At 64.4% G+C, this 21807-nt stretch carries 23 protein-coding genes; 10 read left to right on the top strand and 13 right to left on the bottom strand.

Annotated features, from left to right (window positions below):
• Nucleotides 1–24: 24 nt before the first annotated feature.
• Nucleotides 25–828 carry a putative protein N(5)-glutamine methyltransferase gene (locus BMF89_RS09690; protein WP_078106875.1) on the bottom strand — a complete coding sequence of 268 codons (804 nt, stop codon included), beginning with the start codon at nt 826–828 and terminating at the stop codon, nt 25–27.
• 320 nt (nt 829–1148) lie between these two features.
• On the opposite strand from BMF89_RS09690, the gene BMF89_RS09685 reads away from it, so the two are divergent.
• A complete protein-coding gene (locus BMF89_RS09685; protein WP_078106874.1) occupies nt 1149–1376 on the top strand; it encodes a hypothetical protein in 228 nt (75 codons plus the stop codon).
• Nucleotides 1377–1448: 72 nt separating this feature from the next.
• Complete coding sequence (locus BMF89_RS09680; protein WP_078106873.1) at nt 1449–1709, top strand: hypothetical protein; 261 nt, start codon at nt 1449–1451, stop codon at nt 1707–1709.
• Between the two features lie 82 nt (nt 1710–1791).
• Here BMF89_RS09680 and BMF89_RS09675 read toward each other — a convergent pair whose 3' ends face one another.
• Nucleotides 1792–4266 carry an ATP-dependent DNA ligase gene (locus BMF89_RS09675; protein ID WP_078106872.1) on the bottom strand — a complete coding sequence of 825 codons (2475 nt, stop codon included), beginning with the start codon at nt 4264–4266 and terminating at the stop codon, nt 1792–1794.
• A 38-nt stretch (nt 4267–4304) separates the two neighbouring features.
• Here BMF89_RS09675 and BMF89_RS09670 point away from each other — a divergent pair, with 38 nt between their 5' ends.
• Nucleotides 4305–5195: a Ku protein gene (locus tag BMF89_RS09670; protein WP_078106871.1), complete on the top strand. Its 891-nt coding sequence runs from the start codon at nt 4305–4307 to the stop codon at nt 5193–5195.
• Nucleotides 5196–5391: 196 nt separating this feature from the next.
• Here BMF89_RS09670 and BMF89_RS09665 read toward each other — a convergent pair whose 3' ends face one another.
• The 4 genes from BMF89_RS09665 to BMF89_RS21590 all read right to left on the bottom strand — a co-directional run bounded on the left by BMF89_RS09665 (nt 5392) and on the right by BMF89_RS21590 (nt 6620).
• Entirely contained in the window at nt 5392–5658 is a 267-nt protein-coding gene (locus BMF89_RS09665; RefSeq protein ID WP_078106870.1) for a Rho termination factor N-terminal domain-containing protein, read from the bottom strand.
• A 27-nt stretch (nt 5659–5685) separates the two neighbouring features.
• Complete coding sequence (locus BMF89_RS09660) at nt 5686–6114, bottom strand: hypothetical protein (protein ID WP_078106869.1); 429 nt, start codon at nt 6112–6114, stop codon at nt 5686–5688.
• A 66-nt stretch (nt 6115–6180) separates the two neighbouring features.
• Nucleotides 6181–6357 carry a CsbD family protein gene (locus BMF89_RS09655; RefSeq protein WP_078106868.1) on the bottom strand — a complete coding sequence of 59 codons (177 nt, stop codon included), beginning with the start codon at nt 6355–6357 and terminating at the stop codon, nt 6181–6183.
• 92 nt (nt 6358–6449) lie between these two features.
• Nucleotides 6450–6620: a DUF2207 domain-containing protein gene (locus BMF89_RS21590; protein WP_139359614.1), complete on the bottom strand. Its 171-nt coding sequence runs from the start codon at nt 6618–6620 to the stop codon at nt 6450–6452.
• A gap of 329 nt (nt 6621–6949) precedes the next feature.
• Between BMF89_RS21590 and BMF89_RS09650 the strand changes: the two genes are divergently transcribed.
• Together BMF89_RS09650 and BMF89_RS09645 are read left to right on the top strand one after the other, a co-directional pair.
• Entirely contained in the window at nt 6950–7429 is a 480-nt protein-coding gene (locus BMF89_RS09650) for a DNA starvation/stationary phase protection protein (RefSeq protein WP_078106867.1), read from the top strand.
• Nucleotides 7430–7459: 30 nt separating this feature from the next.
• Nucleotides 7460–8413 (top strand): DNA topoisomerase IB, encoded by a 954-nt coding sequence (locus tag BMF89_RS09645; RefSeq protein WP_078106866.1) that lies wholly within the window; start codon nt 7460–7462, stop codon nt 8411–8413.
• Nucleotides 8414–8527: 114 nt separating this feature from the next.
• Here the strand turns inward: BMF89_RS09645 and BMF89_RS09640 are convergent, their stop codons facing one another.
• The 6 genes from BMF89_RS09640 to BMF89_RS09615 form a co-directional block, all read right to left on the bottom strand.
• Nucleotides 8528–8806 carry an HPr family phosphocarrier protein gene (locus tag BMF89_RS09640; RefSeq protein ID WP_059388405.1) on the bottom strand — a complete coding sequence of 93 codons (279 nt, stop codon included), beginning with the start codon at nt 8804–8806 and terminating at the stop codon, nt 8528–8530.
• Between the two features lie 33 nt (nt 8807–8839).
• Complete coding sequence (gene ptsP, locus BMF89_RS09635; protein ID WP_078106865.1) at nt 8840–10549, bottom strand: phosphoenolpyruvate--protein phosphotransferase; 1710 nt, start codon at nt 10547–10549, stop codon at nt 8840–8842.
• 34 nt (nt 10550–10583) lie between these two features.
• Nucleotides 10584–12620 carry a fructose-specific PTS transporter subunit EIIC gene (locus tag BMF89_RS09630; protein WP_078106864.1) on the bottom strand — a complete coding sequence of 679 codons (2037 nt, stop codon included), beginning with the start codon at nt 12618–12620 and terminating at the stop codon, nt 10584–10586.
• Between the two features lie 2 nt (nt 12621–12622).
• A complete protein-coding gene (locus BMF89_RS09625) occupies nt 12623–13630 on the bottom strand; it encodes a hexose kinase (protein WP_078106863.1) in 1008 nt (335 codons plus the stop codon).
• Nucleotides 13627–14439, bottom strand: a complete 813-nt coding sequence (locus tag BMF89_RS09620) for a DeoR/GlpR family DNA-binding transcription regulator (RefSeq protein ID WP_078106862.1) — start codon at nt 14437–14439, stop codon at nt 13627–13629. The genes BMF89_RS09625 and BMF89_RS09620 overlap by 4 nt, the downstream gene beginning before the upstream one ends.
• A 306-nt stretch (nt 14440–14745) precedes the next feature.
• Nucleotides 14746–14937, bottom strand: a complete 192-nt coding sequence (locus BMF89_RS09615) for a hypothetical protein (protein ID WP_078106861.1) — start codon at nt 14935–14937, stop codon at nt 14746–14748.
• Nucleotides 14938–15657: 720 nt separating this feature from the next.
• Between BMF89_RS09615 and BMF89_RS09605 the strand changes: the two genes are divergently transcribed.
• Nucleotides 15658–16395 carry a GAF and ANTAR domain-containing protein gene (locus tag BMF89_RS09605; RefSeq protein ID WP_078106859.1) on the top strand — a complete coding sequence of 246 codons (738 nt, stop codon included), beginning with the start codon at nt 15658–15660 and terminating at the stop codon, nt 16393–16395.
• A 9-nt stretch (nt 16396–16404) separates the two neighbouring features.
• On the opposite strand, the gene BMF89_RS22165 is transcribed toward BMF89_RS09605, so the two are convergent.
• Nucleotides 16405–16794 carry an SRPBCC domain-containing protein gene (locus BMF89_RS22165; protein ID WP_216353807.1) on the bottom strand — a complete coding sequence of 130 codons (390 nt, stop codon included), beginning with the start codon at nt 16792–16794 and terminating at the stop codon, nt 16405–16407.
• Between BMF89_RS22165 and BMF89_RS09595 the strand changes: the two genes are divergently transcribed.
• The 4 genes from BMF89_RS09595 to BMF89_RS09580 all read left to right on the top strand — a co-directional run bounded on the left by BMF89_RS09595 (nt 16793) and on the right by BMF89_RS09580 (nt 21752).
• The gene (locus BMF89_RS09595) at nt 16793–17410 is read left to right on the top strand and encodes a phospholipase (protein ID WP_078106902.1); all 618 of its coding nucleotides are present in this window, start codon (nt 16793–16795) and stop codon (nt 17408–17410) included. The genes BMF89_RS22165 and BMF89_RS09595 overlap by 2 nt on opposite strands.
• 154 nt (nt 17411–17564) lie before the next feature.
• Nucleotides 17565–18575, top strand: coding sequence for a LacI family DNA-binding transcriptional regulator (locus BMF89_RS09590; RefSeq protein WP_253190776.1), 1011 nt, complete (start codon nt 17565–17567; stop codon nt 18573–18575).
• 17 nt (nt 18576–18592) lie between these two features.
• Nucleotides 18593–19330, top strand: a complete 738-nt coding sequence (locus tag BMF89_RS09585) for an HAD-IA family hydrolase (RefSeq protein ID WP_078106856.1) — start codon at nt 18593–18595, stop codon at nt 19328–19330.
• A gap of 40 nt (nt 19331–19370) precedes the next feature.
• Entirely contained in the window at nt 19371–21752 is a 2382-nt protein-coding gene (locus BMF89_RS09580; RefSeq protein WP_078106855.1) for a glycosyl hydrolase family 65 protein, read from the top strand.
• Nucleotides 21753–21807: the final 55 nt, after the last annotated feature.

Here is a 21807-nt window from a genome sequence, read left to right as displayed (position 1 = left end):
GGCCCGGAACACACAGTTTGCTGATCATGTCCGGCGGGTTTCCTGCCGTTTCCCCAGCACCACCGTGGCGTCGAATTCTTCGGAATGGACCACCCTCGCTGACAGTCCCGCTTGCCCGAACAGTGCCGCCGTCGTCGGGGCCTGCCGGACGCTCGTTTCGATCAGCAACCGACCTCCGGGAGCCAGCCATGACGGGGCCTCCTCCGCGATCCTGCGCTGCACGTCCAAACCGTCCGCACCGCCGTCGAGCGCCACCCGCGGTTCATGCAGCCGGGCCTCCGGCGGCATCATCCCGATCGAGTCCGTGGGGACGTAGGGGGCGTTGGCCACCAGGACGTCCACCCGGCCGCGAAGAGTGACCGGCAGTGCCGAATAGAGATCGCCTTCATGCACTTGGCCGCCCGTCGGGCCGATGTTGCGACGGGCGCAGAGGACCGCAGCGGGGTCGACGTCGGAGGCGTGAAGCTCGATGCCGCCGACGGCGGCAACCAAAGCGCCACCCACGGCCCCCGATCCACAGCAGAGATCGACGACGACGGCGCCCGGCCGGACGAGGCGGGCTGCCTCCTGGACGAGGTACTCCGTGCGGCGGCGGGGGACGAAGACGCCCGGATCCACCGAAACTTGTTGGCCACAGAACTCCGCCCAGCCCAGAAGGTATTCAAGGGGCAATCCAGAGGCGCGTTGTCCGACCAGCCGGTCAAGGTCACCGGGAGCGTGCGCCGCGGCGATCAGGAGCCGGGCTTCGTCTTCGGCGAAGACGCAACCTGCCGAACGGAGCCGTGCGGTGACGGCAGCATGGGAAGGCTGGAACGTGTGTGCTGACATGGGAGAGCCTTTCGGGATACCGAGGGGTGCTCTCCGGGCCATGCTAGCCGAGAGCGGACGTGGAGGCCACGCTTGAAACGGCCTCGATGAGCGCCGGGGTTCACAAACACGGCCCGGATTGTCTAGGGTGGGTGCATGGGAACACTGATTTTTGAATAGACCAGCGGGTCATCGCTGAGTTTGAACCGACAAAAATCCACGCCTGTTGAGGCTTCGCCTCCGCGCCGTTCCTGTTGCTCTCACCAGAACCAGGGTCTCGCAGCGGACGTCACGTCCCGATACCTCCTCCGGCACATCAAGAGCTTTAAGGAGTCCACTGCATGACACCGAACACACCCGAAACCGACGCCGGGCACGAGCCGGAGGCGCAGGAAACCGACGCCCCGGAAGCTGGGGTCAAATCGAAACTGACTGACGCCCAGAAGGAGATGCTGGCCAGCAAATCCCGCGGCGGGGCAGCGAACAGCTGGCAAAGCACCGGAAAAGGGCACAAGCCTACCCAAGCGAGCGGCAAGCTGGCCAAGTCCGAGAAGAAGGTCCGCTGGTAGAACGTGCAGACAATCGGACCGCTCCCACCTAGTATGGAAAATCCCTTCGTTTCAATGCAGAAAGGAAGAACAATGGTTGCGAAGCGCGTTGAGCAACAAATCAACTCCGAGGTAGCCAGCCATCTGGTCGAGTCCATGGACAAGGCGCCCATGCCGGCCCCGGAAACTGTGGCCATGACGCTGGGCTCGACCCAAGCACCTGCCTGGCCAGACGGCAGTGGCAAGTCCAAGCACCCCAAGGATCGCGGCGCCAACCACGGCCGCGCGGGCCAGCAGGCTGCGGTCACAGCCGTCCACCGCACCAGCCGTCCCCAACTGCCGCACTCCTCTTAATAAGATTTCGACACGGAAAATGCCCTGCGACACCGGAATTCTGGTGGCGTAGGGCATTTTCCGTGTCGCTGAACTGTTCGGGCTAGGCGCGCTCGACGTCGGCGGGGGACTTGTCGGGGCGCCAGCCGCGCCAGACGGGGTGCCGCATCCTCTCGGTGGCGGTCCAGTCGCCGAACGTCACCTCGCCCACGAGTTCGGGGGAAACCCAGTGCGCAGTGGCGGCGTCCTCGGCCGGGATGTCGTGGAAGGGTGAGTCCGGGCGATCGAGCCCCTGCAAGCGCTTGAGGATGTCGCGCAGTTGCCAGTCTTTGAACCCCGTGCCCACCCGGCCGGCGTAGCGCAGCTTGTCGCCGTCCGGAATCCCCACCAGCAACGCACCGATGGTCCCGAGTCTCGCCCCGGCGCCGGGCCGCCAGCCACCCACCACCACTTCCTGCGTGCGTTCCAACTTGAGCTTGATCCAGGATCTGCTGCGTCGGCCGGGCTGGTAACGGCTGTCGGCGCGCTTGGCCATCACTCCCTCCAAGCCAAGCTCGGCGGCGCTCGCCAGGATGTCGTCGAGGTCATGCTCCAGGACCTCGGACACATGGATAGGGGAGCCCCTCGCCGGCAGTTTCGCGTGGAACGTCGCCAGCCTTTCGCGGCGCTCGCTGAGCGGCAGGGCGGTGAGGTCGGCACTGGCTTGGGAGCCGGCGTCGTAGAGGAGATCGAACACCATGAGCTGCACGGGGACGGACGCCCGGGCACGTTCGACGTCGCCGGGTTTGAAGAGGTTCATCCGCTTCTGGAGCAGCTCGAAGCTGGGGTGGCCGTTCTTGCTGAGTGCGACGATTTCGCCGTCAGCCACGAAGTCGTGGTCCGGCCAGTAGCGCGGATCCGCCAGCTCCGGATAGGTGGGTGTCATGTCGATTCCGGAGCGGCTGGTCAACCTGATCTTGCCGCCCGACCCCGATACGATGGCCCGGAACCCGTCCCACTTGAGTTCAAACAACCAGTCGCCGGAGGAGACATCGGCGGCGGTTCCGGAGGTCGCGAGCATAGGTGCGTAGCTGGGGGTTCCGTTCGACTGCGGAGCGGCGTCGGGCAACAGCACCGCCCGGTGGCCCGGTTTGTCCTTCATCAAGTGGATCAGCCATTGCGACGGCGACTCCCCGGTGTGGATGAGCGCGAAACGCCGGGTGCCGTGCAAACCGCCGCCCGGCTTGCCGGTGAGGGTGGCGATGACTTCCTTGCCGTCGCGCCATTTTTCGCATTGGAACTCGCCGCTGTCCCAGATGCTGACCGTCCCCGCGCCGTATTCGCCCTGAGGAATGATTCCCGCGAATTGCGCATATTCCATCGGGTGGTCCTCCGTGCGCACCGCGAGGTGGTTCTTGTCCGGAGTGTCCGGCACGCCCCGCGGCAAGGCCCAGGACGCCAGGACGCCGTCGTGTTCCAGCCGGAAATCGAGGTGGAAACTGCGGGCGTGGTGCTCCTGGATGACGAAGATTCCGCCGGGAGGATTCGGTTCCGCGTCGTCCTGGAGCGGGCGCGAACCTGGTTGGTGTCCGACGGCGGGAAACGGTTCCGGGGTCCGCTGCGGGTCGCGCTTGTCCACATAGGTTGCCAGCCGCGGATTCACGGCGGTGGCCGCGGCCGTGCTGGTGGGGGTGCCCGCGGCGCTGGTGCCGGCCGCGACCGCGGCGAAGGGGTCCTTTCCCTCTTTGACGCGTTTCATGACGGCTGTGAAGTCCAGATGCTCGAGCGTGGGGGAGGCGAGTTCCCGCCACGTCCTCGGTGCGGCCACCATCGGGTGGGCCCGGCCGCGAAGGGAGTACGGGACGATGGTGGTCTTGTTCCCGCTGTTCTGGCTCCAGTCCACCAGCACCTTGCCGTTGCGCAGGGTCTTTTTCATATCACTGACCACGAGATCCGGATGGTCGGCCTCGAGCGAGCGTGCCAGCTCGTGCGCGAACGCGGAGACCTCCTCCCATTTGCGGGTCCCATCGAGCCCGGCGTAAAGATGGATGCCCTTGCTGCCGCTCGTCACCGGAACCGGATCAAGCCCGACGTCCTGCAGGATGCTGCGCGCCAGCTTGGCGACTTCGACGCATTCGGAAAGGCCGGTCCCCGGCCCCGGATCGAGGTCCAGGACAAGGCGGTCCGGTGGCAACATGGTTCCGTCGGCGTCCACTTTCCATTGCGGCACGTGGATTTCCAAGGCGGCAATTTGGGCCAGCCAAGTGAGCGTGGCGAGGTTGTTGACGAGCGGGTAAACGTTGCTGTGCTCCCTGTGCTGGATGGTGACCCTGGGAACCCATGACGGCGTGGAGTCGTCAAGGTTCTTCTGGAAGAACATCGGCCCGGGATCGGCCGTGGTCCCTACTCCGTGCACCCAGCGCTTCCTGGTGGCGGGCCGGTTGGCGGCGGCCGGGATCAGGAACGGGGCCACGGCGGCATAGTATTCGAGCACTTCGGCCTTGGTGGTGCCAGTCTCCGGGTAGATGATTTTGCCCAGATTGGTGAGCGTCAGTTCATGGCCTTCAACGTTGACGCGCTCCCTTTGGCTGGTTGCCACCTCTTCACCTCCGCCTTGTTGTGATGTTCACTTAGTGCATGAGGGCCATATGGAAGGGTTCTATCGCGTTCGGGCTGGTCAACGTACCCGTCAAGCTCTACAGCGCCACCGAGGACCACGATGTCAGTCTCCACCAGGTCCACAACAAGGACGGAGGCCGCATCCGTTACCAGCGGAAGTGCGAAATCTGCGCCTCTGTTGTGGATTACGAGGATATCGACAAGGCCTACGAAGAGGAAGGCCGCACAGTTGTGCTGTCCGCGGCCGATTTGAAATCGTTGCCCGCGGAGAACAGCCGCGAAATCGAGGTGGTGGAGTTCGTTCCGGCCGAGCAGTTGGACCCCATCATGTACGAGCGGCCCTACTATCTCGAGCCGGATTCCAAGTCTCCCAAGGCGTACATGCTGCTTCTGCGCACTTTGCAAGACACCGAGCGCGTCGCCATCGTGCAGTACGCGCTGCGGCAGAAGACCAGGCTGGGCGCGCTGCGGGTACGGGGTGACGTTCTGATGCTGCAATCGCTGCTCTGGGACGACGAGGTCCGTGAAGCCAACTTCCCGTCGCTGGAAACCGACGTCAAGATCTCGGACAAGGAACTGGAGATGTCCTCGGCACTGGTGGACTCCATGGCCCGCGACTTCGAACCAGAGCAATACACGGACAACTATCAGGTTCAATTGCGCCAACTCATCGCAGCCAAGCTCGAAAAGGGCGATTCCATCGACACCGAGGAGACGTTCGGCGTGGCAGCCAGCGAAGGAGAAGGCGGCGAGGTCATCGACCTTATGGAAGCCCTCAAACGGAGCCTCGACAAGAAGCGCGGCAAGGCATCCGCTGGATCCGCCGCTGCGTCGTCCACCGAAGAGTCCGACGACGGCGCCACCGCCAAAGTGGCCAGCAAGCCCAGGGCGAGGGTCAAGAAAGCCTGACGCACCGCCGTCGTACGCTCCACGAAAACCGGGCATGTCCCTCTGTGCCCGCGCGGGAGCTATGCACATGTCCCTTGTGCGAAGCGGGGACCGGACATATTGCGATTATGTCCATTCGTGGCTCTGGGCGGAGGGCATGTCCCTTGTGGGCGTGGGTGGTTCTTCCCACGAAAACCGGACATGTCCCTCGGAGGGCCTAGTGGTTTCGCAGCGCCGAGATCAGCTCGGCTTTTTTCTTGCCTGAGTACCCGGTAAGCCCCAGTTCCTTGGCGCGCGACCTTAGTTGGGGCACGGTCCAGTCCTCATAGTCGCCCGAAACGCCGCCACGATGGCCGATTTCCTTGCGGCCTTCCTTGGCAGCGGCATTCGAGATCCTCGCGGCCTTTTCCTTCGAGGCGCCATCTTCCCTGAGGGTTTCGTAGAGTTCGGGATCCTTGAGGCTGGGATTTTTCTTGTTCGGCATGGGTTCCTCCTCCGGTCGAGCCCCTGGTTAGGACGGAAGCTCCATCCGGAACCCGCAGCGGCACTGCAACACCTTTGTCGCGAGATACACGTCGAGAAGGTCGACGGCGGGATCCTCAGTGGACATCGGCGCATACACGCTGTGGAATCCGGTTCCTGAAATTTTCATGGGTTCGCCGCAATGAATGTATTCGCCGCCGAACTGCAGCACGCCTCTCACCGTGCCCCGTTGGTTCAGGATGGCCGCGACATCCTGGAACGTCGCAGGATGGGCGTAGAACGTATCGCATTCAACGCACGTGTAGGCGACATCCACGAGCCCTGTCACTGGTGGTTTGAGAGGCTCGATGGAATCCATGATCACGTGCTCGGCAGTGCGGCAATTGCCGCACCAGATTCGTTCCGCCCGGGGGTGAGACGCGCCGTCGGGAACGATCGGGTCAGAGATAGTCGGCATCGACTTAACTCCTTGAAGCGGGAAGTGCGGCTCCCGCGCGAGGCGGAAGCCGCACTTCGAGCGGATTTAATCCTTCTTGAAAGCGTCCTTGACCTTTTCGCCGGCCGACTTCAGGTTGCTCTTGCTCTGATCCATCTTGCCTTCGGCTTCGAGCTTCTCGTTTCCCGTCAGCTTTCCAGTCGCTTCCTTGGATTTGCCTGCAAGCTTTTCTCCGGCATTTCGGATCTTGTCATCTGCACCCATGGACGTACTCCTTTTGCTGGTAATGGATTTACTTCGTTCCGCCAAACGTGTGGGGCCTGGCCGCTGGGCAGGTCTCGGAATGTCGTGGTCGGTCAGACGCCGTGCGACCTTCGGCCGGACATGAAGCTGAGAAGCCAGCCGATAGCCGCGACGATCAGCAGGACCACGCCGACCCAGAGGAGCCAGCTCACGGCCTGCGAGAAACCTCCGACGAGCAGAAGAACGATTGCCACAACGCCTGCAATGATCAGAAGAGTGTTCACAATGACACATTCCTTACTTCAGCGGGACCGCTGGCAAGCGCCCGGGCCCCTTGCGATGTATTCGGTTGTCAGTTCGCTTGCGAACTGTTGTTCCCCACCAGGCCCCCAGACCCCATGCGAGGTCTTGTTACAGCGGATGCCACTCGTTTCCCGGAATATTCGTCCGGTACGAACCGACATCGACTGCATCCATCGTACTACTAAGCACGCTTATCAAATCAAGTACTAAGTACACTTACAAAGACTTTTGGGTTTGGTCGTAGGCTAAACCCAAGGTCGTGCGTCGGTTCCCGGCGCTCGCATCGGACGGTCGTCTAGGAGGAGAAAACGTGAAAGCATCGCAAACCCTGGCAGATAATCTCCAGCTGGTCCTGACGGATCTGATTGAACTCCAGCTCCAAGGAAAACAGGCCCATTGGAACATCGTCGGGGCCAATTTCCGGGACCTGCATCTGCAACTTGACGAACTCGTCGCAGCCGCCCGGGAGTTCGCCGACGAAACCGCCGAAAGGATGCGTGCGCTCCATGCCCTTCCGGACGGCCGGAGCAGTACCGTCGCTGCCTCAACCCGGCTGGAGCAATTCCCGGCGGGATTGACGAAGACCAAGGATGCCGTGCAGCTCATCACCGACCGCCTTGAGCGGACCGTCCAGACGATGCGTGATGTCCACGACGAAGTAGACGAAGAAGACCCCACGACGGCGGACCTTCTCCACGCCTTCATCGCCCGTTTGGAGCAGCTCGCCTGGATGATCAGTGCCGAGATCATGTCAGCGAGTGCGTCCGTGGCAGACCCACAGGAAGCCTAGGAAACCGGATACCGAAGTACGGCGCCAGGCATGCCACGGCTCCGCCGCAGCAAACCCGGCACTCCAGGGATTTCCCGGCGAAGATCCGGCCGCGGATTCAGCTACCACCGCCCGGACGGATCACTTGTCGCGGGTGTGGATCGCCAGCGCCTTGACGCGCTGGCGATCCCGCCCGCGTGGGCGGACGTCTGGATATGTCCGTTCGAGAACGGACATATCCAGGCAATGGGAGTGGACGACGCCGGCCGGAGCCAATACATCTACCACCCGGAGTGGCGCGCCCGCCAAGATACTGAAAAGTTCGCCCGGGCTGCGCGGCTTGGAGCCCTCCTGCCGCAGGCACGCCGCCTGGTCTCCCGGCACCTGCGGGAGTCGCCTTCGGAGAAGACCAAAACCTTGGCCGCGGCCGTGCGGCTCATGGATCGCGGCGCGTTGCGCGTTGGTTCCGATGGCTACACGCGCCGCAACGGCTCATACGGGCTCACCACGCTGAGGTGCAAGCACGTGCAGGTCAACGAGGATACGGTTTCCCTGAATTTCCCCGGGAAAAGCGGTCAAACCTGGGATTCGACCATCGAGGACCCTGTCCTGGCCCGATTCCTGGGGCCTTTGGCAGGCAGACCCGGCAAGGAATCCCTGCTGGTCTTCGATGAGGGTGAGGGACCGGTCTCCCTTAATGCCTCGATGGTCAACGAGTACCTTCGCAAGATCACCGGCGGCGACTACACGGCCAAGGACTTCCGCACCTGGAAAGGCACAGCAGCGGCCGGCATGGCGCTCGCAGGCCCTGCTTCAAAAATGCCGCCCCGCCAGCGGGTCCTCGAAGCCATCAAGCAGACCGCGGAACTTCTCGGCAACACTCCAACAGTGGCCCGCGCGGCCTACGTCGATCCGCGCCTCGTGGAGGGATTCCTGGCCGGTGACCTCGAACAACTCAAGGCCCGCGAGTCGGATATCGCGGCCTATCTTGGGTCATTGCCCTGAATCAGCGTCATTGCCGTGATTAAACAAAGGAGCATGCTCTCCGTTGGCTACGAGGGATGGACATAGTAGGAATATGTCCGTCCCCGAGTGCCAACGGAGAGCATGCTCAGTGGGTTACTCGGCGTCGTGGTCCGTTTCGAGGATCTTCACGAGGCGGTCCAGGGCTTCGTCGGCCCCGGCACCTTCGGCGCGCAGGACGACGACGTCCCCGAATGACGCTCCGAGGCTCATGAGGGAGAGGATGCTGGCGGCGTCCATGGCGTCGTCGGCGGGCTCGCCTTCGCGGGCGATCGTGACCTCGATGTCCAGCTCGCCGGCGGCTTCGGCGAAGATGGCTGCCGGGCGGGCGTGCAGGCCGACGCGGCTGGCGATGGTGGCGGTACGTTCGGACATTGTTGCTCCTTCGATTGTGGGCTTGGGAAGAGTCTAGAGACCCAGCTCGTCCAGGATAGGCAGCTGGGCGCGAACGGCTTGCCGCGCGGCGGATGCACTCGGTGCGGCCAGCGCCGCCGTCGCGAGCTTTTGGGCCTGCGACACAGTGACGGTTGCCAGGACGGCGGAAACGGCGGCAAGAGCGCGTGCACTCATCGAGAGCGTAGCGACGCCCAGTCCAACGAGTACGACGGCGAGGGCCGGGTCCGCGGCTGCCTCGCCGCACACTCCCACGGGCCGGGCAGCCCCACCCGCGCTGGCGGCAGCAGCTCCGTCGGCGGTCAACTTCACGAGCTGAAGCACGGCCGGCTGCCAGGGGTCGTTGAGTGTGGCTAGCGGGCCGAGTTGGCGGTCGGCGGCCATTGCGTATTGGGTGAGGTCGTTGGTTCCGAGCGAGGCGAAGCTGACTTCGCGCAGCACGGAAGCGGCAGTCAGGGCAGCCGAGGGGACCTCCACCATGACGCCGGGAGTCTTCAATCCGGCGGCGGAGCAGAGGGCTGCGAAATGCGCGGCTTCCTCGGCGGTGGAGATCATCGGGGCCATGACCCACACTTCGGCCTGGTTGGCGGCCTCTGCCGCGGCGATCGCGGCGAGTTGGCGTTCAAGCACGCCGGGGGACGTGAGGTCGGTGCGGTAGCCACGGACGCCTAGCGCAGGGTTCGGCTCGTCCGCGTTGGTGAGGAACGGCAGCGGCTTGTCCGCTCCGGCGTCGAGGGTCCGGACCACCACCTTCTTGCCCGGGAACGCGGCGAAGACTGCGCCGTAGGCGGCGATCTGCTCCTCAACGGCGGGTTCGTCGTCGCGATCCAGGAAACAGAATTCGGTGCGCAAGAGACCGACGCCCTCGGCACCGGCGTCGGCGGCTTTGACCGCGTCGGCACCCGTGCCGACGTTGGCGAGCAGCGGAACCCGGAACCCGTCGGCCATGGCGTTGCTCCCGCTGAAGGCGGCAACGGTGGATGCCTGGGTGGCCCAAGCCTTGGCGGCCAGGCGGAGTTCCTCGCCGGGGTCAACCGTGATGGTGCCGGCAGCACCGTCGAGGTAGACCTCGGTGCCGTCCCCGATCTCGTCGACACCCGGGGCGGCGACGATCGCGGGCAGGCCGAGGGCGCGGGCCAGGATCGCGGTGTGGGACTGCGGGCCGCCGCTTGAGGTGATCAATGCGATCACCTTGGCGGGGTCCAGGGTTGCGGTGTCCGCCGGGGCGAGGTCCTCGGCCGCGAGGATGAACGGAAGGTCCGACGCCGGAATGCCCGGCGCGGGCAGTCCGCGCAGTTCAGAGACGATGCGCGCGCGGACGTCAAGGACATCCGCGACGCGCTCCGCCATGTAGCCGCCGAGGGCCTTCAACGAATCGGCAACCGTGGCAGCTGCCTCCCAGATGGCCCGTTCGGCGGTGCGTGCGCCGCCCGGGGCCTCGGGGGAGAGGAGCCTGATGGCCGATTTCACCAGCATGGGATCGGCGGCCATCAGGGCTGTTGCTTCCAGGACCTCTTTGCCTTCGCCGGACGCCGTCGCGGCCCGGGCACGGAGTTCCGCCTGCACGGCCTTGGCGGCATCCTTGATGCGCTGGCCCTGCGATTCGACGGTAACGTCCGCAGGAATATTGACGTTCTCGTGGGGCTCTTGAACCGGCTTCGGCATCTGCCGCACCGGCCCCAGAACACGCCCGGGGGCAACGCCTACTCCTGAAAAGGTCTGCATGGATTTGTCCTCTACTTGCTGATTGGCGGGTTGTTCAGGCTGCGACCGGAACAGGAACCTGCTCTGCCTCAACCGGCTTCCGGACTGCCCAACGCTTCAGCGCGAGGAGGACCAGGGCGGTGATAACCATGCCGACGATGATCGAGATGACGAACATGGCCAGGTTTCCGATCGCGAAGAAGACGAAGATGCCACCGTGAGGGGCTTGCGAAGTCACGCCCGTCGCCATGCACAGCGCACCGGTTACGGCGCCGCCCACCATGCTGGCGGGGATGACGCGGAACGGGTCGGCAGCGGCGAACGGGATGGCGCCTTCGGAGATGAAGGACGCGCCCAGCAGCCAGGCGGCCTTGCCGTTCTCGCGCTCGGCCAGGCTGAAGCCCTTCTTGTTGAGCGTCGTGGCCAGTGCCATGGCGAGCGGTGGAACCATGCCGGCGGCCATGACCGCAGCCATGATCTGGAGCGGTGCAGGGTTGGCCAGGCTACCGGCACCCAGTCCGGCGACGGCGAAGGAGTAGGCAACCTTGTTGACGGGGCCACCGAGGTCGAAGCACATCATGAGGCCGAGGATGATGCCGAGAACGACGGCGGACGCGCCGGTCATGCCGGTCAGCCACGTGTTGAGCTGCAAGGTGACCCACGCGATGGGACCGCCGAGAACCAGGAACATCAAGCCGGAAGCAACGATCGATGCCAGCAGCGGGATGATCACTACAGGCATGAGGCCGCGCAACCAGCGCGGAACCCTGAACGTGCCGATCCAGTGCGCGGTCAGGCCGGCCAGCAAACCGCCCACCAAGCCGCCCAGGAAGCCTGCGCCCATGAAGCCGGCAACAGCGCCGGCCACGAAACCAGGCGCAATGCCGGGCCGGTCGGCGATGCCGAAGGCAATGTAACCTGCCAGGGCAGGGACCAGGAAGCCAAGGGACAGCCCACCGATCTTGAAGGCCACCGTTCCCAAGTAGAGCGCAAGGTTACCGTTGGGAAGATTGAGCAGCGTGTTGTGGGTCAGGATGTCATTGGCCTTCGTTCCCAAGGCAATGTCGTAACCCGCCAGGAGGAAGCCCAAGGCAATGAGCAGGCCGCCACCGGCGACGAACGGGATCATGTAGCTGACGCCGGTCAGAAGGACCTTCTTGACCTTGGTGCCGAGGTGCTCGCTCGCAGCCTCCGACGCCTGCTCGGCGCTCTCTTCGGCGCCGAAATGCGGGACACGGTGGGCGTGCGGGTCGGTCGCGGCGGCGAGGGCTTCCTGGACCATCTTGGCCGGCTCGTCAATGCCGCGCTTCACGGGCGCGTTGATGACAGGCTTGCCGGCGAAGCGCTCCTTGCCGCGGACATCGACGTCAACCGCGAAGATCACGGCGTCTGCGGCAGCGATGACCGACGGGTCCAGCGCGGTGAATCCGCCCGAGCCCTGGGTTTCCACCTGAAGGTCGACGCCCATTTCCTTGGCCGCGGCCACGAGGGAGTCGGCAGCCATGTAGGTGTGGGCGATGCCGGTGGGGCACGCCGTGACGGCGACGATGCGCTTCGGTCCAGTCGACGAAGCGGCGCCGGCCGACGCCGGGGCGGCCTCGGCAGCGGGTGCCGCCGAACCTGCAGCATGCGCAGCCGGCTTGTCGGCCAGGGCGCCTTCAACCAGGTCGACGATGTCCTGCCCGGTGGCAGCCGCGCGCAGCGCCGCTGTGAAGTCCTTCTTGATGAGGGAACGGGCCAGCTTTGAGAGCAACTTCAGGTGCTCCTGGTCTGCTCCTTCCGGGGCGGCGATGAAGAAGATGATGTCCGCGGGGCCGTCCTTGGCGCCGAAGTCCACCTTGTTCGAGAGGCGGGCCATTGCCAGGGCGGGCTCCGTTACGGCAACGGAGCGGCAGTGCGGGATGGCGATGCCGCCGGGTACGCCCGTGGCAGTCTTCTGCTCGCGGGCGAAGGCGTCCGCGAAGAGCCCTTCAACCTCGGAGGCGCGCCCTGCTGCGGCAACTTTGCCCGCCAGGAAGCGGATGACATCGGCGGGGGAATCGCCGAGGTTCTGGTCAAGGGAGACCAGTTGGGGGGTGATGAGCTGGGTCACTGTTAGTCCTTCTGAAGGGCCGTGATGGTTACGGCGTCGGGAGTTGTTTGGTGGACTGCCGGGACAGTGGAGCCCGGCAGCGAAGCAGCGGCGGCACCATGTGCCACAGCCTGACGGAGGCAGTCCTGCGAGGTTCCGCCTTTGGTGGCGGCCAGCAGATAGCCAGCAAGGGATGAATCGCCGGCACCAACTGTGCTGACGGCTTGGATCGGCGGATGCGTGGCGAGCCACGCGCCGTCGGCGGTTACCAGGACGGCGCCCTTCGAACCGAGTGTTGCGAGTACTGCACCCACACCGCTGCCGACGACGGCGGCGGCGGCCCTGGCGGCAAGGCCGGGGTCCGCCTCCAGTTCGTCAGCCGTGTGGACGTCTGTGAGGCCGGCTGCGGCGGCCAGTTCGGCCAGTTCTTCCGCATTGGGCTTCAAGAGATCGGGCTTGCCATTGATGTTGCCGAGTGAATCGGCGGTGATGGCGGCAATCAGCGGAGCCCCGGAGGAGTCAATTGCTATAAGCGGCGGTCCGCCATTTGCAAGATCGTCGTACGTGGAGCGGAGCCGGCGGGCGACCGTGGCGTAGAAATCCGCCGGAACTCCTGGTGGGAGCGATCCGGCCAGTACCACCCAGCTCGCGCCACGGGAGCGGTCCAGCAGCAGCCCGATCAGGGCTTCCTGCTCGTCCAGGCTCAACTCCGGGCCGGGTTCGTTGATCTTGGTGGTGATGCCGTCCGGTTCCGTGAGGGTCACATTGCTGCGCAGCGGCTCGCTGATGGGAAGCGCTGCGTAGGGGACGCCGTCGTCGAGCAGTCCGGCGAGGACGGGATCGGAGTCTCCGCCCGGCAGGACAGCAACGGTGTCCAAGCCCGAGGCGACCAGCGCCCGGGAGACGTTGACGCCCTTGCCGCCCGAGTGTTGGTGGACAGCGACGGCGCGCTGCACCTCGCCCCGGGCCAGAGGCGCAGGGAGTTCGACGGTGCGGTCAAGGCTAGGGTTGGCGGTCAGGGTGACGATCATGCGATCACCACGTCGACGCCGGCCTCCGCCAATGCGGCGGAGAGCTCTTCTGAGGGTTCGTGGTCAGTAATCACGGTGTCCACATCTTTAAGGGCGGCGAACTGGATGAGGGTTTCCGCGTCCAGCTTGGAGGAATCCGCGAGGACGACGACGCGCCGTGCGGACGTGACGAAGGCGGCCTTGACGGCGGCTTCTTCGGGGTCAGGGGTGCTGAGCCCGAACGTGGCGTGGATACCATTGGCGCCGACGAAGGCGATGTCCGGGCGGAGCCGGGAAGCGGCCTCGACCGTGGACTGCCCGACGGCGGCCTGGGTGAGCCCGCGGACGCGGCCACCCAGGATCTGGAGCGCGATGTGCGGGTTTCCGGAGAGCTGTCCGGCGATGGGAATGGCGTGGGTGATAACCACCAGTTCTTCCCGCGGGCCGTTCCCGTTGGAAGAGGCGGAGCGCAGCGCGGTGCGCTGGTCCAGCAGGCGGGCGAGGGCTTCCGTGGTGGAGCCGGCATCGATCAGGATGCTGCCGGCTGCGTTCTCGGGGATGAGCGCGAGGGCGGCCTCGGCGATCCGGACCTTTTCCGGTTGGCGCTGGATGGCCCGCTCAACCACGCTCTCCTCTCGGGTGCTGAGGCGGTCCGACGGGACTGCACCGCCGTGCACGCGGCGAAGGTTGCCGGCGGATTCGAGGGCAGCAAGGTCACGGCGGACAGTCTCCGTGGTGATGCTGAACCGATCCGCGAGGTCAGTGACGCTGACCCGTCCACGCTCGGCGACGAGCTCGGAGATCAGCTGTTGGCGCTCCTCGGCAAACACATACCCTCCATTGCGTACAAGCTCCAGGTACATCAGTGACTGCGATCACATGATGTGGAATTGCTTGACTCTATCTTTGTTCGTGTTGGTCTGTCAACAGAAAACAACATAAACAAAGATTTTGGCTTGGATTGGGGTTGGTTTTGCTTGGATGAGGCGACGGATCCGGCGCCGAGCGGTCGCGGCGGAGGGCGCGGGCGGGCGCGACGGCGCCAACGTCTAACCGGTCCGACGCAGGGTGGCTAGTCCCGGAAGGGGGTAGTCGGAATTGGGGCTGACCGCCCTAGCGCCGGACCGGAGGGTTCCCTACGGCCACTCGATCTCCCGAACGGCGGGGTAGTCGATAGGGAGGTTGTCCGGGTCGGGAGGGTCGGGCAAGCGGGACTGGGTGGAGGAATCCGCTTCGTATCGGTTCTGGTTTCGCTTCCGGTCGAGCTCATCCGAATCTTGCCGGGAGTCGTCTTCGGGTCGTCGCTGTTGTGCGCTTTCTAGCTTCATGGTGCTTCCTTCGGGTAATGCTGCAAGTCGTGGCTAAGCAGGTATTTCCAACTCGAATCCGCAACTGCATCTCAAGACCTTGGTGGGGAGAAGGGCTTCGGAGGGCGAGCTGCGCGATCGGGGCCTGCCCGTCTGCGGTACTCCGAAGCGCCGCTGTGCGGTTTTCACTTCACGGAGGGGTTCGCTGCAGTGGAAATAGTGGCTTCCAAACTCCAGGAGACCATCCTGAATCCCCCGACGATTCAGGATGGCCCCCGCCTGCTGGACGGTGGCCGCGTGGCTGTAGGAAGACCCGCAAGAAGTGCACGTGTAGAACACGGCAATCACTTGGGAGAACCTTGGAGCCTGGGCCTGGATTGATTCGATGATCAGGTGCTTGTCTGTTCCACAACCGCCACACCAAAGGGGAGAGGCCCCTGGGTGATGCGGTTCATGAGGAATCGCGGATTCGGAGATGGTCGACACCGACTAGCCCCGTACCGGTAACAGGCATTTGTTCATCAGGCAGCACCTTCACATTGAGTGACATGGCGCCCGGCTGCTTGAGCGAAAACAGGCCGAAGAGTTCGGCCCTGTCCGGAATTCTGCACGGACTGTAGAAGAATTCTGCACTGCGCATCTCCGGTGCGCAAGACCGTCGGGGATTTTGTCCAAGTGGTGGACGTTGTTTTGGGGCGCTCTTTTTCCTCCATTTCCGGCCCGCTGCTCGTAGACTGAGCCATGGACGAAATGGGCCTGAATGCCTCCGTAGTCGGTCAACTCCAGGATTTGGTCATCGACAGCGAAGACGTCGGCAGCTTCCTCGAAGACCTTGCGGTATTCACGGCCTCGTCGGTGTCCGCTGCGCGCCGCCAGGATGTCCTGTGCGGGATCACGTTGAGCCGGCGTCGGCGGTCCATGACGGTTGCAGGAAGCAGCCACGAAGCCCGCCTCATTGACGAAGTGCAGCAAGCCTACGGAGACGGGCCGTGCCTGGAAGCGATGAGAACCCGGAAGTCGGTACTCGTTTCCGACACCTCCACCGACTCGCGGTGGCCTGAATACTGCGCCACCATTGCGGAGCGCGGGCACTTGGCCGTGCTTTGCGTGCCTTTGGGCCTGGAAGAAGGCGCGACGGCGGCGATCAACCTTTTCGCCCCCCAGGGCGATGCCTTCGATGAGGCCTCCATCCGCAGCTGCGAGCAGTTCGCAAGCCAGGCAGAGAAGGCCCTGCGGCTCGCGGTTCGGATCGGCGCCAGGCAACAACGTGCCGAGGACCTCGAGCAGGCCATGCGTTCGCGGACCGCCATCGATCTGGCAACCGGCGTCATCATGGGCCAGAACAAGTGCAGCCAGGAGGAGGCCTTTAGGATTCTGACCAAGGCCTCAAACGGCAGGAACCAGAAACTGAGGGATGTTGCGGAATCCCTTCTCCAGTCCTTGACGAACGAAACGCCCGTCTTGCACTTCGAGCCTTAAGCGACTCGGCTAGCTGCGCTCAGACATTTCTTTGACGCTTGCCAAGTGCCTGTCCCGTATGCCCTTCGAATGCGCGGCTCCCCCCGGGCTCGCGTTGTTGTCCTGCGCCAAAGTCAGCCTGGTCATCCCGTCTTCAGGCTCCAAGGTCCATGTCAGGGTGTGGTAGTTCTCCGGGGCGTCGACGTGGCCCGACAGTGGACTGAAGTGGGTGTTCACCAGCCGCTTGCATGGATCGTGATGGTTGAACTCGCGATGAAATGAGCGCGAGCTCGCCGGAACGGTGCCGGCTCGCCCGAGCGTTTCGGCGACCGGGCACCGTTCCGGCGATTTCGACGACGGCGACGACGACGGCGGCCACGACGACGGCCACCGTCCCGGCCCCACTAAGCTGTGGCCCATGGAAACAGTCGTCTGGTCCAAGCCGGAAAACGAACGTGCCGGGACGCCGCTCCTCGTGATGATGCACGGATACGGCACGGACGAGCAGCGAATGGTGAATCTCTTTCCGCAGATCCCGGAAGAATTCACCTGCGCCGCGCTTCGTGGGCCGATGCCGATCGGCGACCAGTACGGCTGGTTCCTGCTGGACTACTTCCTGGCCAACGACTTTGCGGACGTCGTCACCGCCACCAACAAGGTGTTCGCCTGGATTGAGTCGGTCAAGCGCAATCACAGCAGCGTCAGCCTCCTGGGCTATTCCCAGGGCATGGCCATGGCCAGCACGCTCCTGCGGCTCCGTCCGGATGGCTTCAAGGCGACTGTGGGGCTCTCCGGATTCGTGTTGGAAAACGACCTTCTGGCGCTCAGCGAGTCCTTCGATTCCCCGCCGCCGTTCTTTTGGGGGAGGGACAAAGCGGATCCGGTGATCTTCAGGGACGCCATCGAGCACACCGAGGAATGGCTCAACAAGAACATGGCTCTCACCGCGAGAACCTACCCCGGCATGGGCCATCGGATCGAGGCCCGGGAAATGGCGGATGTCAGCGCTTTTCTGCGGTTTTACGTCCTTCGCTGAAGTGAGGCCTGCGTCACATTCCGGGGTGCCGGAAAACAACTCTTGATTGCCAAAATTGTAAGCGCTTACACTCTTCTTCGGCGGTGCAAGGATGTGCCGTCGAAGACAGAAGATGAAAGGGTTGAGGCCGTGTTGAATGGTTAAGGCTCACCGCGTGACAATCCAGGACGTTGCCGTCCTCTCGGGCCTGTCAATATGCACCGTTTCACGCGCTCTGCGGAACCTGCCGAACGTGTCCGAAAAAGCCCAAGCGAAAGTGGCCGACGCCGCCGCCAAGCTCGGCTACAAGGCATCCTCCGCGGCAGCCCGGTTGGCCGGCGGAAGTACCGGCTCCATCGCCATCATCGCCCCCACAGCCACGGCCTGGTTCTTCGCCCAGGCCGTCGAAGCGGCCGAGGAAGTCTTCGGGGACAGCGGTTTCGACACCGTCCTGATCAGCCTGCGGGGCAAGTCGAGCGTCAAGCTGAAGATCTTCGGCGATCTCCTTGGGCTGTCCCAGCGCGTGGACGGAGTGCTGCTCCTCAACGTCGATTTGAGCGAATCCGAGGTTGCCCTCCTGGCCGCGTCGGGCCTTGCAGTTGCGAGCGTGGGGATGACTTCCGTACCGTGGGACAACGTAGGGATCGACGACGAACTCGCGGCTTGGCAGGCCACGTCACACCTGCTGGGGCTGGGCCATTGGGATCTGGCGGTGCTGTCCGGCCGCGAAACGCGAGAGAACTCGGTATTGACGGCCAGCGACAGGCTCAAGGGATTCGGCCGCGCATTGAAAGACCATCACCTGACCGTTCATCCGGACTTGGTCATCAACTCGGACTCCACGATCGACGGCGGACGCAAAGCCATGAATGAACTGATTGCCCACCGAAGCCTTCCGACGGCTGTGTTCGCGGACTGCGACGAGGCGGCTTTCGGGGCCCTCATGGCCATGCGCGAGCATGGATTGTCCGCACCGAAGAATGTCTCCGTGATCGGAATCGATGACCACCCCATGAGCTGGTTCCTTGGCCTGAGCACGGTGGCGCAGCCAGTAGCGGATCAAGGTGCCTTCGCCGCCAACCTCCTGGTGGAGCGGCTCCAGAACGCCGACGCCCCCAACGAACCCTCCCACCATTTCCTTGACACGAAACTCATTGAACGCAAAACCACGCGCCGCCAGCGCTGAACGGACCACTCGCCACCATGACTGATACCCGAGCCACCCAGAAGACCGCCTGGACGGGCGCTACCGCGCTCCTTTTCGACCTCGACGGCGTGCTGACGCCAACCGCCGTCGTGCATGAGCAGGCTTGGCAGGAACTCTTCGACGGATACCTGGCCGAAGCCGGCCATCCGGACGGTTACCAGGAGAGCGACTACTTCGACCACATCGACGGCAAGCCGCGCTTCGATGGTGTCCGGGATTTCCTCACGTCCCGTGGCATCACGTTGCCGGAAGGACCCACCGACGACGATCCCGCCAACACCAGCGTGCAGGGCCTGGGCAACCGCAAGAACCGGATCTTCAACGAGATCGTGGATTCGCGCGGGGTGGAGCCCTACGCGGGCTCTGTCCGTTTCATCCACGCCGCACTGGAGCTGGGACTCAAGCTCGCCGTCGTATCCTCTTCCCGCAACGCGCCCGCTGTCCTGAAGGCGGCGGGACTGGATGGCTACTTCCCGGTGGTGGTCGACGGCCAGGTTGCTGCCGCCGTCGGGCTCCCCGGCAAGCCGGATCCGGCCACGTTCCGTTACGCGGCCGAGTTGCTGGACGTGCCCGCCGAGGGCTGCGTCGTCGTCGAGGACGCAGTGTCCGGTGTGCAGGCCGGCAGCGCCGGGAACTTCCGCGCAGTGATCGGGGTGGACCGGGGGGCGGGTCACCAGACCCTGCTCGACGCCGGAGCGACATTCGTGGTCGACGACCTCGACGATCTTCTCTAACCAAGCCGTTTCACCAGAAACAGAAGGAACCCAACAGTCCATGGCACTCATCAGCTCCGACCGGCTGCGCTTCCCCTGCGAACCGTGGAAGCTCGTGGAGAGCATCCACGTTCCCGGCGATGCCGGTACGCTTGAAACCCTTTTCAGCCTCGGCAACGGCCACCTGGGCATCCGCGGCGCCCATTGGGCGGGGGCGGACGCTGAACTCCCCGGCACGTTCATCAACGGTTTCCACGAAACGTGGGACATCAAGCACGCCGAGAACGCTTATGGCTTCGCCCGCACGGGACAACGGATCGTCTATGTTCCGGATGCCAACAACTTCAACATCGTCATCGACGGCGAGCAGCTGAGCCTCACCGAGTCCGCAGTGCAGAATTACCGCCGCAGCATCGACTTCGCCACGGGCGTGTACGAATGCGCCGTGACGTGGGAGTGCCGTTCAGGCGCCATTGTCACCACGGTGGAGCGCCGCGCCGTCGGGATCGATTCCAGGGGTTCCCTGGGCATCGAGCTGAGCCTCATCGCAGACCGCCTGGTTTCCGCCGACGTCACCTCCTTGGTGATCAATCGGCAGGACCAGCCTGTGGAGGACCACTCGGCCCACGATCCGCGGCGTTCCGGCCGCCACGCAGGCAGGGTGTTGCTCCCGCTTCACCTCCAGGGCTCCGACGGATCCCTGCGCATGGCTTGGGAGACCGCAGAATCCAGGCAGCGCATCGGCATGGCCGTGGATCACTGGATTTCCGCCGAAGGCCAGCCTTTCGAGACCGTGGTCGGGGAGGACGAGTCCACTGTCCGCTACGTCATGGCCGTGAATGAGGGCGAGACGTTCCGCTTGGAGAAGAGCGTGAGCTACGTCGTGAACAGCGCCGATGCAAGCGCAGCGGACCCTGGCGAGATCCTTGCGTCGGACGCGGAATTGGGACTGGTGCCGTTCGACGCGCTCCTGGCCGAAGGTGCGGCGCACTACCGCGATTACTGGTCCACCGCGGACATCACCATTGGTGGCCAGCCCGAACAGCAGCAGGCCGTTCGCTGGAGCCTGTTCCAGCTCGCCCAGGCCACCGCGCGCGCCGGCGTCGCCGGCATCCCGGCGAAGGGTGTCAGCGGCTCAGGCTATGAGGGCCACTACTTCTGGGACCAGGAGGTGTACCTGCTGCCGTACCTGACGTACACCAACCCGGCCGCGGCCCGCCAGGTACTGGAATCCCGCCATGCGATGCTTCCGGACGCCCGGATCCGGGCCAAGGAACTCAGCGTGGACGGTGCGCTGTTCCCGTGGCGCACCATCAACGGCCTCGAGGCCAGCGCCTACTACGCCGCCGGCACGGCGCAGTTCCACATCGCCGCAGCCATCTCCTTCGCCGCCAACCGCTACCAGTGGGCCAGCGGCGACGCGAGCTTCCGCGCCGAAGTGGGCGCCGACCTGTTGATCGAAACAGCGCGGATGTGGGCGTCGCTGGGCTTCTTCGGCAAGGACGGCCTATTCCACATTCACGGCGTCACCGGCCCGGATGAATACACGGCCGTGGTCAACGACAACCTTTACACCAACGTCATGGCCCGCTTTAACCTGCGGGCCGCCGCGGCACTGGAACACCCGGACGTCCCGGATACCGAGCGGATGGTGTGGCAACAAGCCGCCGCGCGCATGTCCCTTCCCTACGATCCGGACATGGAGATCTACAGCCAGGACAACGACTTCATGACCCTGGAGCCGTGGGATTGGTCCACGCCGCGCTCCAAGTACCCGCTGCTGCTTAACTTCCACCCGCTGGTGATCTACCGGCACCAAGTCCTCAAGCAGGCGGACACGGTGTTGGCGATGTTCCTGCAGTGGCAGGACTTCACGGCTGAGGAAAAGCAGCGCGCGTTCGACTTCTACGATCCCATCACCACCGGCGACTCCACCTTGTCCGCTTGTGTCCAAGGCATCATGGCGGCCGAGGTGGGCTACTCCGACATCGCGCTCAAGCACTTCACCGAGGCCTTGTTCATCGACCTGGACAACACCCACAACAACACCGTTGACGGCGTGCACATCGCGTCCACCGGCGGCATCTGGAGTTCCCTGGTGTGCGGGTTCGCGGGCATGCGGGACCAAGGCCACGTCCCGCACTTCGATCCGCGGCTGCCGGCCGAGTGGGACAGCCTGTCCTTCCGGCTCAAAATCCGCGGGCGGCTCTTGTCCGTCGGGCTGCGCCCGGGGACCATCAGCCTTGCGCTGGTTCCGGATGCAGGTTCAGCGCCCGACGCCGGTAGGGAACCTTTGGAGGTCAGCGTGCGCGGCGAGCGGCTCGTCGTCGGCGTCGAGACGGTCACTGTGCCCCTCGACGACGTGCCGCACCCCGCGCCGTCCGTCTTCCCGAGCCTCTTCCCGACGGCGGGACTTCCCGTGATCGGAAGCGCGCGGGCCTAAGCCATCGACTGCTGAGTAACTGTCGTTCTGGGCGCTCAGAACGACAGTTACTCAG

Source organism: Arthrobacter sp. SRS-W-1-2016 (assembly GCF_002009585.1).
GTDB classification, from domain to species: Bacteria; Actinomycetota; Actinomycetes; order Actinomycetales; family Micrococcaceae; genus Arthrobacter; species Arthrobacter bambusae_A.
Note: the sequence above shows the minus strand (reverse complement) of the source record. Positions and strands in the feature narration are given on the sequence as shown.

Bases quoted from the DNA above. Each gene is read 5' to 3' on its own strand.
- BMF89_RS09690 (WP_078106875.1), bottom strand. From the start codon at position 828: ATGTCAGCACACACGTTCCAGCCTTCCCATGCTGCCGTCACCGCACGG.
- BMF89_RS09685 (WP_078106874.1), top strand. From the start codon at position 1,149: ATGACACCGAACACACCCGAAACCGACGCCGGGCACGAGCCGGAGGCG.
- BMF89_RS09680 (WP_078106873.1), top strand. From the start codon at position 1,449: ATGGTTGCGAAGCGCGTTGAGCAACAAATCAACTCCGAGGTAGCCAGC.
- BMF89_RS09670 (WP_078106871.1), top strand. From the start codon at position 4,305: ATGAGGGCCATATGGAAGGGTTCTATCGCGTTCGGGCTGGTCAACGTA.
- BMF89_RS09665 (WP_078106870.1), bottom strand. From the start codon at position 5,658: ATGCCGAACAAGAAAAATCCCAGCCTCAAGGATCCCGAACTCTACGAA.
- BMF89_RS09660 (WP_078106869.1), bottom strand. From the start codon at position 6,114: ATGCCGACTATCTCTGACCCGATCGTTCCCGACGGCGCGTCTCACCCC.
- BMF89_RS09655 (WP_078106868.1), bottom strand. From the start codon at position 6,357: ATGGGTGCAGATGACAAGATCCGAAATGCCGGAGAAAAGCTTGCAGGC.
- BMF89_RS09645 (WP_078106866.1), top strand. From the start codon at position 7,460: ATGCCACGGCTCCGCCGCAGCAAACCCGGCACTCCAGGGATTTCCCGG.
- BMF89_RS09640 (WP_059388405.1), bottom strand. From the start codon at position 8,806: ATGTCCGAACGTACCGCCACCATCGCCAGCCGCGTCGGCCTGCACGCC.
- ptsP (WP_078106865.1), bottom strand. From the start codon at position 10,549: ATGCAGACCTTTTCAGGAGTAGGCGTTGCCCCCGGGCGTGTTCTGGGG.
- BMF89_RS09625 (WP_078106863.1), bottom strand. From the start codon at position 13,630: ATGATCGTCACCCTGACCGCCAACCCTAGCCTTGACCGCACCGTCGAA.
- BMF89_RS09615 (WP_078106861.1), bottom strand. From the start codon at position 14,937: ATGAAGCTAGAAAGCGCACAACAGCGACGACCCGAAGACGACTCCCGG.
- BMF89_RS09605 (WP_078106859.1), top strand. From the start codon at position 15,658: ATGGACGAAATGGGCCTGAATGCCTCCGTAGTCGGTCAACTCCAGGAT.
- BMF89_RS09595 (WP_078106902.1), top strand. From the start codon at position 16,793: ATGGAAACAGTCGTCTGGTCCAAGCCGGAAAACGAACGTGCCGGGACG.
- BMF89_RS22165 (WP_216353807.1), bottom strand. From the start codon at position 16,794: ATGGGCCACAGCTTAGTGGGGCCGGGACGGTGGCCGTCGTCGTGGCCG.
- BMF89_RS09585 (WP_078106856.1), top strand. From the start codon at position 18,593: ATGACTGATACCCGAGCCACCCAGAAGACCGCCTGGACGGGCGCTACC.
- BMF89_RS09580 (WP_078106855.1), top strand. From the start codon at position 19,371: ATGGCACTCATCAGCTCCGACCGGCTGCGCTTCCCCTGCGAACCGTGG.